The 12108-nt window shown below is 64.8% G+C and carries 12 protein-coding genes; 2 read left to right on the forward strand and 10 right to left on the reverse strand.

What is annotated here, in order from left to right; translation table 11 throughout:
* Positions 1–66: 66 nt before the first annotated feature.
* The 10 genes from ACSVHC_RS23185 to ACSVHC_RS23230 all read right to left on the reverse strand — a co-directional run bounded on the left by ACSVHC_RS23185 (position 67) and on the right by ACSVHC_RS23230 (position 10070).
* A complete protein-coding gene (locus ACSVHC_RS23185) occupies positions 67–1083 on the reverse strand; it encodes an NADPH:quinone oxidoreductase family protein (RefSeq protein ID WP_437773738.1) in 1017 nt (338 codons plus the stop codon).
* 3 nt (positions 1084–1086) lie between these two features.
* The gene (locus ACSVHC_RS23190) at positions 1087–1308 is read right to left on the reverse strand and encodes a biotin/lipoyl-binding carrier protein (RefSeq protein WP_345449386.1); all 222 of its coding nucleotides are present in this window, start codon (positions 1306–1308) and stop codon (positions 1087–1089) included.
* Between the two features lie 2 nt (positions 1309–1310).
* Positions 1311–2696, reverse strand: coding sequence for an acetyl-CoA carboxylase biotin carboxylase subunit (locus tag ACSVHC_RS23195; protein ID WP_437773737.1), 1386 nt, complete (start codon positions 2694–2696; stop codon positions 1311–1313).
* A 12-nt stretch (positions 2697–2708) separates the two neighbouring features.
* Entirely contained in the window at positions 2709–4283 is a 1575-nt protein-coding gene (locus tag ACSVHC_RS23200) for an acyl-CoA carboxylase subunit beta (protein ID WP_437773736.1), read from the reverse strand.
* A 2-nt stretch (positions 4284–4285) separates the two neighbouring features.
* Positions 4286–6508 carry an acetate--CoA ligase family protein gene (locus tag ACSVHC_RS23205; protein ID WP_439181356.1) on the reverse strand — a complete coding sequence of 741 codons (2223 nt, stop codon included), beginning with the start codon at positions 6506–6508 and terminating at the stop codon, positions 4286–4288.
* A gap of 297 nt (positions 6509–6805) precedes the next feature.
* Positions 6806–7708, reverse strand: coding sequence for a LysR family transcriptional regulator (locus tag ACSVHC_RS23210; protein WP_437773734.1), 903 nt, complete (start codon positions 7706–7708; stop codon positions 6806–6808).
* Positions 7709–7829: 121 nt separating this feature from the next.
* Entirely contained in the window at positions 7830–8033 is a 204-nt protein-coding gene (locus ACSVHC_RS23215) for an SDR family oxidoreductase (protein WP_439181413.1), read from the reverse strand.
* Entirely contained in the window at positions 7949–8251 is a 303-nt protein-coding gene (locus tag ACSVHC_RS23220; RefSeq protein ID WP_437774116.1) for a hypothetical protein, read from the reverse strand. The genes ACSVHC_RS23215 and ACSVHC_RS23220 overlap by 85 nt, the downstream gene beginning before the upstream one ends.
* 91 nt (positions 8252–8342) lie before the next feature.
* Complete coding sequence (locus ACSVHC_RS23225; RefSeq protein ID WP_439181357.1) at positions 8343–9194, reverse strand: ABC transporter permease; 852 nt, start codon at positions 9192–9194, stop codon at positions 8343–8345.
* 42 nt (positions 9195–9236) lie between these two features.
* On the reverse strand, positions 9237–10070 hold the full coding sequence (locus ACSVHC_RS23230) for an SDR family NAD(P)-dependent oxidoreductase (protein WP_439181358.1): 834 nt from the start codon (positions 10068–10070) through the stop codon (positions 9237–9239).
* Between the two features lie 347 nt (positions 10071–10417).
* Between ACSVHC_RS23230 and ACSVHC_RS23235 the strand changes: the two genes are divergently transcribed.
* A complete protein-coding gene (locus ACSVHC_RS23235) occupies positions 10418–11302 on the forward strand; it encodes an ABC transporter ATP-binding protein (RefSeq protein ID WP_437773731.1) in 885 nt (294 codons plus the stop codon).
* Positions 11295–12107, forward strand: a complete 813-nt coding sequence (locus ACSVHC_RS23240) for an alpha/beta fold hydrolase (RefSeq protein ID WP_439181359.1) — start codon at positions 11295–11297, stop codon at positions 12105–12107. Before ACSVHC_RS23235 ends, ACSVHC_RS23240 begins: the two co-directional genes overlap by 8 nt.
* Position 12108 lies beyond the last annotated feature (1 nt).

The raw sequence follows: 12108 nt of genomic DNA on the forward strand, positions 1-12108 counted from the left end.
ACTCCTTTGTAGTGGATTCATGCCTGGCGGACATGGCTGTGCCAGGTGCCTCGTTGATGCGGATTCCTACTGCTCGGTCCCGGCGTGTTCCATGACGACCCGGCCAACGGTCTTTCCGTCTGCGAGCCGCTGAAGCGCCGCAGGCACGCTGTCCAAAGTGAATCTCTCGCTGACGAAGGGGTCGATGGCACCTGCGTTCGCCAGTCTGGTCAGTTCACGGTGGCATTCATCGACAGCCGCAGGGTTCTTGGTGTTGTAAAGGCCCCAGTGGATGCCGATGATCGAGTAGTTCTTCACCAGCGCGTGGTTCAAGGCAGCGGACTGGATCTCCCCGCCGGCGAAACCGACCACAATAATCCGGCCTTCGAAGGCGATGCACTTAGTGGAGCGCTGGTAGGTTTTTCCGCCGACCGGGTCGTAGATGACGTCCGCGCCTTTGCCGCCGGTGAAAACCTTGACCTGCCCGACGAAGTCCTGCGTACGGCGGTCGATCACCAGGTCGGCGCCGAGCTTCCTTGCGTATTCGGCCTTGGCCGCGCCACCGACGACGCCGATGACAGTCGCGCCGGCTGCCTTGCCGAGCTGGATCGCGGCACTGCCCACCCCGCCTGCGGCGGCGTGGACCAGCAGCGTCTCGCCTGGCTGGATCCTGGCCAACCGGTGCAGCCCGAACCATCCGGTCTGGTAGCCGATGAACAGGCAGGAAGCCTGCGCGTCATCGAGCGAGGCGGGGGCCTGGTGCACCTTGTCCTGGTCCATGAGCGCGTACTCGGCGAATCCGCCATACGGAAGCGTAGTCAGGCCCAACACCCGGTCGCCCACCGCCGCACGGGTAACGCCCGGCCCGGCGGCGACAACCTCGGCGCAGACTTCGCGACCGGGGGTGAAGGGCAGCTCCGGCTTGACCTGGTACACCCCGCGGCACATCAGCACATCCGGGAAGTTGGCGGCAGAGGCAAGGACGCGCACGAGCACCTGCCCGGCGCCCGGGTCTGGCACCGGGCGTTCGACAAGCTGGAGGGCATCGACCGGTTCACCGAGTTCCATGACGGACCACGCTTTCAGGGCGCTGGGAATCGACATGTCTTACTCCGCCTCGAAATTGATCAGCGCCTGTCCAGGAGCGACCACGTCGCCCACGGACACGTGGACGGCCAAGACAGTGCCTGAGTCCTCTGCCGTTACCGGGATCTCCATCTTCATGGCTTCAAGAATCATGAAGACGTCGTCTTCCTCTACGCGATCCCCCGGCGCCACGAGAACTTTCCATACGCTGGCGCCCATTTCTGCCTGAATTGTCTCTGCCATCTTCATGCACTCCTTTTGGCCAGCTTGGCCCGTTCTTTGAGTCGTTGCTGGATACGTTCCACGAGGCCGGTGTCGTACCGCCCATCAGCGAATTCCTCATCGGAGAGGATCTCCTCAAGGAAGGGCTGGTTGGTGACCAGTCCCTCGATCTCGAAGTCCTGGCAGGCCTTAATGGCCCGGGCCAGTGCGTCCTCCCGGGATTCCCCGTACACGCAGACCTTGGCGATCAGCGAGTCGAAGTGTGCGGTGACCTCGGTGCGGGCGGCGTAGCCGGAATCCACGCGGATTCCCTCACCGCTTGGTTCAATCCAGCTGTCGATCGGGCCCGGGCGCGGGAAGAACTTCTTGGGGTCCTCGGCGCAGATGCGCAGCTCGATCGCATGTCCGCGGAACACCGGGTTGAAGTCCGCCGTGGTAGTGCCCGTAGCCGCGATGCTCAGCTGCTGCTCGATCAAGTCGATGCCGTGGGTGAGCTCGGTAATCGGGTGCTCGACCTGGATGCGGGTGTTCATCTCGAGGAAGACGAATTCGCCCGTGCGGGTGTCGAGCAAGAACTCGACGGTGCCAGCGTTGCGGTAGCCGACCGAGCCTGCGGCCGCGATGGCCGATTCGATGAGCCGCGCGCGGGTTTCCGGAGCCAGGTGCGGCGCCGGGGATTCCTCGATCAGCTTCTGGTGGCGGCGCTGCGTGGAGCAATCGCGCTCCCCCAAGGCAACGATGGTGCCGTCGTTCAGGCCCAGGACCTGGATCTCGACGTGGCGTGCGGACTCGACGAAGCGCTCGACGAAGACGCGGTCGGAGCCGAAGCTGCGCTCGGACATCGATTTGGTGTTCTCGAAAGCCTTGCGCAGTTCGTCAGCGTCGTGGGCCACGGCCATGCCGATGCCGCCGCCGCCGGCGGAGGCCTTGACCATTACTGGGTAGCCGACGCGTCCTGCTTCCTCGACGGCCTCCTCGCCGGTCTTCAGGGCCGCACCGGCGTCGCCGCTGATCGGCACGCCTGCAGCCGCGACGGCCCGGCGGGACTCGACCTTGTCGCCCATGACCTCTATGACGTCGGCCGAAGGGCCCACCCAGGTCAGGCCGGCGTCGGCGACCTCGCGGGCAAACCCGGCGTTTTCCGCCAGGAACCCGTAGCCGGGGTGGATGGCGGTGGCTCCTGCTTCCCTGGCGATCGCGATGATCTGCCCGCGGTCAAGGTAGGACTGCACAGGAACGTCTCCCTTGAGCTCGATGGCCACTGAGGCCTCCGAAACGTATGGCAGGCCGGCATCGACCTTGTGGTAGACCGCTACCGTACGGACGCCGAGGCGGTTTGCCGTTTTGATGATGCGTCGGGCGATTTCGCCGCGGTTGGCGATCAGCAGGCTTTCCGGAAATGAATTCACGGTGATCTCTCCTTAGAAGCTCGTCGGCCAGGTGCGCAACAGGTGTTCGCCCACGCCGTTGCTCCGGGCCCGGTAGTGGTCCTTCAGGGCGCCGAGGATGAACTCGCGCGTTTCGGACGGATCGATGACCTGCTCGAAGCCGAAGACCTGGGCGACGTCATAGGCGGTGGTGCCCTTGTTCATCTCCGCGAGGCGCAACTCGTACATCTCGGGGTCGCTTTCGGGGGTGATGCCGTGGACCACGGAGACAGCCGAGGTCGGATCCATGAAGCTGACCTCGGAAGACCACCAGCCGGCGGTGGCGTCAGCGGTGCCGCCGCCACCCATGTTGATCAGGGCCTGGCCGTAGTTCTTGCGCATAGTGACCGCGATCTTCGGCACGGTGACCAGCGAAAGAGCGTTCATCCAGTTGATGATCTTGCCGGCAACCTTGCTCCGCTCGGCCTCGAGGCCGATCAGGAAGCCCGGCTGGTCCACGAGCATGACCACAGGGATGTTGTAGGAGTCGCAGAGGACCAGGAAACTGGTCGCCTTGTCGCAGGCGGCACCGTCCAGCGCGCCGCCCTTGAACATCGGGTTGTTGGCGATGATGCCGACCGACTGGCCGCCGATGCGAGCCAGGGAAGTCACCAGGGACTTGCCGTAGCGGGCCTTGATGGGGAACACGGAGCCGGTGTCGGCGACGATGTCGATGACCTTGCGCACGTCGTAGGTCTGGGTGCGGGATTCGGGGACGATCGACTTGATCTCCTCCGCACGCTCGCCGGATCCCTGTGGAATCGGCGCGAGCGGCGGGGTCTCGCCATTGTGCGAGGGCAGATAGGAGAGGAACCGGCGGACCAGTTCAATGGCTTCCTGGTCGGTCTCGGCCACCGCGTCGGCGTAACCCGTGACCTCGGCGTGAACCTTCCAGCCACCGAGTTCCTGGGCGTCGACCTGCTGGCCCGTGGCGCGGCTGACGAGGCCGGGGCTGGAGACAGCCAGCACGCTGCCTTTGCGAAAAACCGCGAAGTCGGCAGCTACGGTGTGCCAGGCGGCCGACCCGAAGCAGTAACCAAAGGCCGCGGACACCCACGGGCTTTCGCGCTGGCGCAGGAACCGGGTCTTGCCACTGGCGCTGCCCATGCCGGTGCCGCCCATGGCGTCGGGCATGCGAACGCCCGTGGACTCGGAGAGGTAGACCAGCGGCTGGCCGGTCTTGACAACCAGTTCCTTGAAGTGGGCCATCTTCTTGTTGCTGATCGGGGAAGACGATGATCCCTTGACAGTGAAGTCGTAGGCAACAACACTCGCGCGCCGGCCGTCAACCTCGCCGGTACCGGTGATCTTGCCGTCGGCAGGGGTCTTGTCGCGGTCCGCCGGAACGGCCGAGGTCACGAACAAACCGCTCTCGCGGAAGGTTCCCGGGTCCAGCAGCAGCGCGATGCGCTCGCGTGCGTTCAGCTCGCCCTTGGCTGCGCGGTCTTCAAGCTTCCTGGCGCCACCCATGGCCAATGCCGCTGCACGCTTCTTCTCGTGCTCCTGCTCGCGGGTGAGCTTGGTCTCCCCGATGTCGACCACGTCGGTCTTGACTGCTTCGGTTGTCATCTCTACTGCCTTCCGTCTGCGCCGAGCGACGCCTGGTGGATCTGCTTGCTCTGTTCGAGCACTGCCCGCGAGGCCAGCGCCGCGTCTTCGAAAGCTCCGAAGACCGGGATGCCGATCCGGCGTGCGCGCCGGGCGTAGGCCTTGACCATGTCGCCGGTTCCGTCGCTACCATCGGATTTCAGCACCAAGAGCTGGTGGGTGTTTGACTGTGATTCGTCGCGGGCCGCGGCGATAGAGTCGATAATGGTTCCTGTCACGTCGCCGTGGGTGGCCCCGAGGTTGCGCTGAATGATGCCCACGTTCAGGTGGGTGATCAGCACCGCGGGTTCGCTGCCTGCCAGGACTACCTTGAGAATGTCCGCAGCAACGCCGCCGCTCTTGACGGCCAGCGTTCCGGCCGGCACATCGATCGGGTTGTGGAACCCATTGCCCGGCGGAACCTCAAGGGATTCCAGTTCGGCGGTAACCGATTCCGGAAGCGGGCTGGTGGAAATGCCCTGCCGGTCAAGTGCGTCGGCGCCGAGCACGCTGGCTCCGCCGCCGTTGCCGAACAGGACGGCTTCGTTGCCGTTCGGCTTGACGCTCAGGTCAACGGTCGAGAGGGCATGAAGCGCGGTTGCGAAGTCGGCGAGCGAATCAACGAGGGTGATTCCGGCCTGCCGGGCGATGGCCGGCCACAGCCGGTGGTTGCCTGCCAGGGCGCCGGTGTGGCTGGTGGCGGCGCGCGATCCGCCGCTGGTGCGACCGCCCGCCAGCAGCACCACAGGCTTGCGGGTTTCGGCAGCGCTGAGCACATCCAGTACCTCGCGGGCAATGCCGAGGGACTCCAGGTACAGGCCGATGACGTGGACTTCGTCGTTGCCCAGGTGGGATGAGACGAGTTCGGCGGCGCTGACATCGGCGCCGTTGCCGATGCTGACCACGGAGTGGAAATCGATGCCGCTGGCGGCGCCGACCCGTAGGATGTCTACGCTCAGTCCGCCGCTCTGGGAGACCACGGCCGTGGTTCCCGGCGTCAGCGGGGCCTCCGGGACGAAGGAAAGTTTTCCTGCCGAGGCGTGGGTCCCGAGGCAGTTCGGACCGATCAGGCGGATGCCCGCCTCGCGCACCGTTGCAACAAGCGCGGATTCGAGGTCCTTGCCCTCTTCGACCTCGCCGAAACCGCTGGAAACAACCTGGGCGAAACGCACCTTGCCGGCGCCCTGGCCTAGGGCCTTGGCAACCCTCGCCCCGGGCAGCGCCACAAAAGCGTAGTCAAGGGTTTCGTTCACATCGGCGAGCGAGGCGACGGTGGGCAGGCCTTCGATCTCGTCGGCGGCCGGGTGGACGGGCACGATGGTGCCGTCGAAGCCGCCGGCGCGGAGGTTGCGGATGAACCGGTTGGCGAGGTTCGGGCGCTTGCCGCTGGCCCCAAGGACCGCAATGCGGCGTGGGTGGAAGAGCGGGGAGAAATCGGTGGCCTGGCCGTTCCCGGTCGCGGAGGCTTGCGCTCCGGTGGCGTCCTGGGCACCGACCACGAAGCGCGCGTCGACCGCCACGGCGCGGGTGCCGGAGACGATGACCGGGTTCAGATCGATTTCGACGACGTCCGCGGGCAATGCGGCCAGCAAGCCCTCGGGGCCGGCGAGGCGGGAGATCAGCGTGACCAGTGCCGGAATGTCGGCCTTCACGCCGCCGCGTGCGCCGTCGAGCACCTTCATGCCGCGCAGTTCCTGCAACATGTCCAGGATCTGGGGTTCGGACAACGGGGCCAGGCCGAAGGCCACGTCTTCGAAGACCTCCACGAGGACACCCCCGAGGCCGACCATGACGGTCCACCCGAGTCCAGGCGCACGGACCGCCCCAACAATGATTTCGTGGCCGGCCGGCGCCATCTCTTCGACAAGCACGCCATCGAGTTGGTGCCCGAATTCGGCCAGGCTACCGCGCATCTGCAGCGCAACGTTGTTGAGCTCGGCGCGGGATACCCCCACACGCACTCCGCCGGCGTCGGATTTGTGCACGAGCGTCGTCGAGATTGCCTTGACGACCAGGGGTTCGCGTAGATGTCCGGGAAGTTCCTGGCCGACTTCGATCTCAACACCCTGAGGGGTATCGATTCCGAAGGTCGAAAGCAGGAATTTTCCTTCGGCTTCGGTGAACATGGCCGATTCTCTGTTTTTGGCCTGGGCGATGAACTCGACGATGGTGTCGGGGCTACTCGTCTGGGCTGTGTCAACTAACAACTGGGGGCACCTCACTGAACGTCGGATCCGGGCGGATAGCGGTCACGCCCGGTGTGATTTCAGTCTCGTGAGTGAATCCGGCCCTGGGAAGGCCGCCAACCGTGGCAGGGTGATACCACTGCGCTATCGGGAGAACTGCGGACACGGCACAGCGACGGCGCGCACACGGGGCCGTACGGAAGCGGGGTCAGCGGAATGGGGAAGGTGCCAGCCGCCGTCGTGGGGGCGCGCGAATGGCCCCCACGACGGCGGCATCACCAACCCGGCGAGGCCGCCGTCCTGGGGGCGGCCTCGCGGCTAGAAGGTCTTGGCGGCTTCCCGCAGGAGGCGCAGGAACGCCTGGACGGCCGAGGACCTGGCCTCGTCTTTCCTGACGATGGCAGAGGTGCATGCATGCGCCCACTCGAAGGGCAGCGGAACGAGGGAAACACCGTTTCCGCTTACGGTCGAATCGAGAAGCGTGTTCGCCATGCAGATGCCGACGCCGGCGCGCACCATGGCTTGCGATGCCTCCGCATTGGGCGTGGTGTAGACAATTCTCGCCTCGATGCCCTCGAGCAACCGTTCCCACGCCACACGCAGGATGCTTGATTCCGCGGGGAAGATCAGCGGCTCACCCTCCAGGTCGGACGGTTGGAAGTCGTCCTTCTCGGCGAGCCGATGTCCCTCAGGTACCGCCAGCACCAGCCTGCCTTGGATCAGGTCGATATGGTGCAACAAGGCGTCCTCGGCCGGGGTCAACTCGATGCCGGGCAGGCGAGTCACCAGGCCCACGTCGATTTGGCCACTGAGGACGCCGCGGACAACGTGCTTCGACGGGCCCTCGTCGACCTCGAAACGCACGTTGGGGAATTCGGTCAGCAGGCGTTTGACCGTCCGGGGAAGGATCGTCTGGGACGCGGCCGGCACCGTGCCGAGCCGGACTGTCCCCAGTTTCAGCCCACCAATCGCACTGGCTTCGGCGCGCAGCATCTTCTCGGCCTGGACTGCGGCGACGACGTGGGGCAGGATCCTGTCGGCCGCGTAGGTCGGCCGGACGCCTTTGGCGCCGCGGGTCACCAAGATAACGCCCAAATCCTCTTCGAGCCGCTGCACTTGGTTGGTGATGGTCGGCTGCGAGATATCAAGTTCCTTGGCGGCTTGCCGGAACGAACCGGTCCGAAGCGCTGCCTCCAGGTAGCGCAGCTGCGCAAATCTCATGGTGCCCTTTCCTTGTCTGTCACGGCCACAGGCCGCTGATGGCCACGTTACTCCGCCCACACTCCCCACGGGGGAATCCCTCGTTGGTCACAAAGCGCTTCGGCCGCGCATCCCCCTGGAATCATCCCAGCAAGGCATCAAGTCCCGTTGAGTCCCTGGACAAGGAACCGCCCTCGACCGGGATGGTTGTGCCCGTGATGTAACCAGCTGCCGGAGACAACAGGAACACGATGGTTGCGGCTATTTCGAATGGTTGGCCGAGCCGCCTGAGCAGCGGGCGGGCAGCCAGTGCCTGCGCATCGCTGCTGCTTCGTTCCCTGGCCAGGTATCTGGGTGCAGTGAGCCTGCAACCGCAGCCACCGGCTCCTCGTTGATGTCCACGCATAGGACGCGGCCGCCCATTCCAACGACCGTCCTGCTGACGTGCTCACCGATCCCGCCGCCGGCGCCAAGGACCACATAGGACCTGCCAGCCAGGCTGAACAGCCGAGAGTGGTCCACCTGGTGGGCGGGAATTGCTTGGCCGGTGTCGACGATGTGCATGGCGTCCTTTTCGTTAAACGGGCGCCGGCCAGGGCAGCGTCGCCCCGGCCGATGCCGCTCTAATATGGACGATTGCCGGGCCGAGGCCTGGCTATCGCGTCCACTTGGTCACGAGCTTCTGCAGGACCGAGATGGAAAGGTCCAGGACCATCGACAGGAAGCCCATCGCGAGCAGGATGGCAAAGGTCTCCGAAACCTGGAAGTTGTTTGTCACTACGACCAGCCGCTGGCCCAGGCCGGTGTACGCGCCGACCATTTCCGAGACCACTGCCCCGAGCACCGAGTACACCGCGCCAAGCCGCAGGCCGCCAACGATGGACGGCAGCGCCGAAGGCAGTTCGATCTTGAAGAAGCGCTGCCTGCGCGTCATACCAAGCGACTGAGTCAGTTGCTTGATGTCGTGGTCGATGCTCTGCAAGGCACCCATCGTGCTGGTCATCAGCACGAAGAACACAACGCTGAAGGCAACAAGGGCCTTCGGGCCGAATCCCAGACCGAACCAGAGGATGAAGATCGGCGCCAGTGCCGGGCGCGGAAGGCTGTTCATCAAGGTCAGAAAAGGCCTGGCCGCAACATGCAGAACCTCGACGCGGGCGAAGATGACGCCGGCCAGGATACCCAAGGCCGCACCGGCGACCAAGCCGGCCATGGCGCCGCTGAAGGTCGCGGTCACATCAACCCAGAAGGTTCCATCCCCCAGTTGCTTGATAAAGGACTTTCCGACTTCACTGGGGGTCGAAACCAGCGTCGGATCCACGATCCGCTGACCGGTCGCGAAGCCCCAGCCGAAGACGAAGACGACGAGCGCGCCGATCCGCAGCGCCCAAACGGTCAGCTCCCGCTTGATCTTTGATCGGCGGCGCTCGGCGAGGATCGTGCTGTCATTGTAGGCTGGCGAGTCTGCGGAGGCGGGCAGAGTTTCCGCCTTGGCGATCGTTCTCATGTCAAACCCGTTCCCTTGCAGTCTTGGGTAATGCTGGATGAGTTACGCATTGCGCGGCGCCCGGACGAGCTTTGAGTCCAAAGGCGACGAGGTGTGCGGTCCTCCGGTGACCTGCAGGACCGTTCCGGTGATGAAGCTCGAAGCGTCGGAACACAGGTACAGGCAGGCGTCGGCAACTTCCTCCGGCAGGCCTACACGGCCCAGGGCCAGGAACTCACCGAAGGACTTCTCTACGTCCGGCGAGGAAAAGCGCGAAGACGGGGTCAGGGTGGCGCCAGGCTCGACACAGTTGGCGCGCACGCCGCGGTCTGCCCATTCCCAGGACATGGTCTTGGTCAACGAGGCAAGCCCTGCCTTGGCAGCTGCATACGCGCCGCGCATCGGGTGGGCGTAGTTCGCAGAACCCGAGCCGACGTTGACGATGTTGCCGCCGCCCTGCTTCTCGAAGACCGGGAGGCAAGCGACCGAGGCGTGGAAGGCGCCGCTGAGGTTGGTGCCGATCGTCGCGTTCCAGGCGTTGGCGGACAGGTCTTCGAGGCGTGCTGCGAAGTTGCCGCCAGCGTTGTTGATGAGGACGTCGATGCGGCCGAATTCCTCTAGGGCGGCGCGGACCAGCGCATCGGCGGTCTCGGGTTCCTTGATGTTGCCGGTAACCACGACCGCCTTGCGTCCGAGTTCGCGGATCTGGGCGGCCTTCGCTTCGAGCGCCTCGGCCTTGCGCCCGTGCAGCACCAGATCAGCGCCGGCCTGGGCGAACTTGTCGGCAAGAGCCGAACCGATGCCTCCGGAAGCGCCCGTCACGATGACGACCTGGCCGGTGAAATCGAATGTGGTCTGGCCCGACTTTTTGCGGGTGGTGGTGACTGTGCTCGTCATCCGACGTCCTCCTGATTGATGCGCGCCCTGTGTGTGCGGCTGTTCCCACGCACGGCGGGCCTTCGTGGCAATGGTGCGTTTGAGAAAGCTTCCGTCCATTCGCGACCGGGAGCAATGTCCTAATCGCTATCGAGGCGATAGCCCCGGATGGGCCGCCTTTTCCTTGACTCTTTTGCCGAGGTGTTCAACGATTCATGGACCAGTGGGTGACGTGCACCACAGGATCAGCCTTCCGGTTTCCTCATGTTCTTGCTGTTCCAGCGTGATCATCCTTGGTGCCGGCTCAGCAACGTCAGCCAAGGAAGACTGCCAACCGGGTCGGCCCCCACATAATGACTGGAGCGATAATGCCCAATACCACCCTCCGCTCGAACGGCGATAGTGAGACTGTCGTGACTGAAACGGCAGCGCAGCCCACCGCAGCCAAAGGGGTTTCCGTCGAGTTCGAGAACGTGAACCACAGCTTCCTCCACGGCAACCGGCCGGTGCGGGTCTTGGACAACTTCAACCTGCGAATCGAACCTTCCGAGTTCGTCAGCATTGTGGGCCCGTCTGGCTGCGGCAAGACGACGGCCCTCGGCATGGTGGGCAGCCTCTTGAAGCCTCGCAGCGGCAAGGTCCGCATCGACGGCCACGAGGTGCGCCCCGGAAGCAACGACGCGGCCTTCCTGTTCGCCCGTGACGCTCTTCTTCCCTGGCGCCGGGTCCGCAGCAACGTCGAGCTCGGGATGGAAATCCGCGGAGTGCCCAAGGAAGATCGGCGCGTACGTGCCGAGGCCTGGCTCCGCCGGGTCCGTCTGCACGAGTTTGCCGACTCCGATGTCCTGCACCTCTCGCAAGGCATGCGCCAGCGCGTTGCCATCGCACGAACCCTGGTGCAGAACCCGAAGGTCCTGTTGATGGATGAGCCGTTCGCAGCCCTTGACGCACAGACCCGCGCGATCCAGCAGGAGGAGTTCACCCAGCTCTGGGAAACGGAACGGCCCACGGTCATATTTGTAACCCACGACCTCGAAGAAGCAATCCTGCTCAGCGACCGCGTTATCCTGATGGCCAGCCGGCCCGGCCGCATGGTGGTGGATATGAAGATCGAGCTCGAGCGGCCTCGACGCCAGGAGATGCGCAGGGACTCTGATCTGTTCAAATCCTATTTCCACGACATGTCCGACCGCCTTCGGAGCGAAGTCGAACTCGCCGAACAGCGCATCAGGGAGGAGAACCAGATTGGCTGAGGCCCTGCAAAAGCTTGCCGGCACCGATGGAACCACTCTGGCCTATCGCCAGTACGGCGAAGGTCCGCGCCTGATCACCTGCCTGCACTCGTTGGCGCTGGACGGGTCCTGGTACGCACCCTTGGCTGAGGCGCTCGGCAAAGAGTACCGACTGCTCGCTCTGGACTTCCGCGGACATGGCAGCAGCACGCACGGAGATTACGCCCCCACCCTGGGACTCGTTGCCCAGGACATCGCCGCGATGTGGGACGCCGAAAACGTCGAGAGCTCGGTCATCCTGGGCATCTCGCTGGGCGGCATGGTTGCCCAGGCCGTCACTGGCAGTTTTCCGGACCGCGTGGACGCACAGATCCTGATGGCAACCCGGGGAGCGTACGACGACGCAGCAACCCGCGGAACCCTGGCACGAGCAGCCGAGGTCCGGTCCCCGAACGGGCTCGAACGGGCCGAGGAAATGACGATGCACCGCTGGTTCGGCGACAAGTCGCAAAACGCGGCCGACCCCCTGGTCCGGCAGGCCCGCGCGCAGTTCCTCAGGGTAGGCGGCAGCATCATCGCCGAATATTTCGAGGCCATGACCCAGGTAGGCGCCTTTCATACGGACTCACCGCCACCAACCCTCGTCGTCGGCGGCAATGACGACCGGAGCACCCCCCGTGCGGCCATCGAACAACTCGCTGCTTCGATCGCAGGTGCCGAACTCCGCTTTGCGAAAGGCGGACACCTCGTCGCCTTCGAAAACCCGCAGGAGGTCGCCGCAACGGTGCGGCCATTCCTTGACAGCCTTGATTGCTGGACACGCTGAC

Source organism: Arthrobacter sp. KNU-44 (assembly GCF_051843155.1).
Classification (GTDB): domain Bacteria; phylum Actinomycetota; class Actinomycetes; order Actinomycetales; family Micrococcaceae; genus Arthrobacter.

What these genes read in the sequence shown, in the direction of transcription:
- ACSVHC_RS23185 (WP_437773738.1), bottom strand. Translation starts at nt 1,083, where the DNA reads ATGTCGATTCCCAGCGCCCTGAAAGCGTGGTCCGTCATGGAACTCGGT.
- ACSVHC_RS23190 (WP_345449386.1), bottom strand. Translation starts at nt 1,308, where the DNA reads ATGGCAGAGACAATTCAGGCAGAAATGGGCGCCAGCGTATGGAAAGTT.
- ACSVHC_RS23200 (WP_437773736.1), bottom strand. Translation starts at nt 4,283, where the DNA reads ATGACAACCGAAGCAGTCAAGACCGACGTGGTCGACATCGGGGAGACC.
- ACSVHC_RS23210 (WP_437773734.1), bottom strand. Translation starts at nt 7,708, where the DNA reads ATGAGATTTGCGCAGCTGCGCTACCTGGAGGCAGCGCTTCGGACCGGT.
- ACSVHC_RS23220 (WP_437774116.1), bottom strand. Translation starts at nt 8,251, where the DNA reads ATGCACATCGTCGACACCGGCCAAGCAATTCCCGCCCACCAGGTGGAC.
- ACSVHC_RS23225 (WP_439181357.1), bottom strand. Translation starts at nt 9,194, where the DNA reads ATGAGAACGATCGCCAAGGCGGAAACTCTGCCCGCCTCCGCAGACTCG.
- ACSVHC_RS23230 (WP_439181358.1), bottom strand. Translation starts at nt 10,070, where the DNA reads ATGACGAGCACAGTCACCACCACCCGCAAAAAGTCGGGCCAGACCACA.
- ACSVHC_RS23235 (WP_437773731.1), top strand. Translation starts at nt 10,418, where the DNA reads ATGCCCAATACCACCCTCCGCTCGAACGGCGATAGTGAGACTGTCGTG.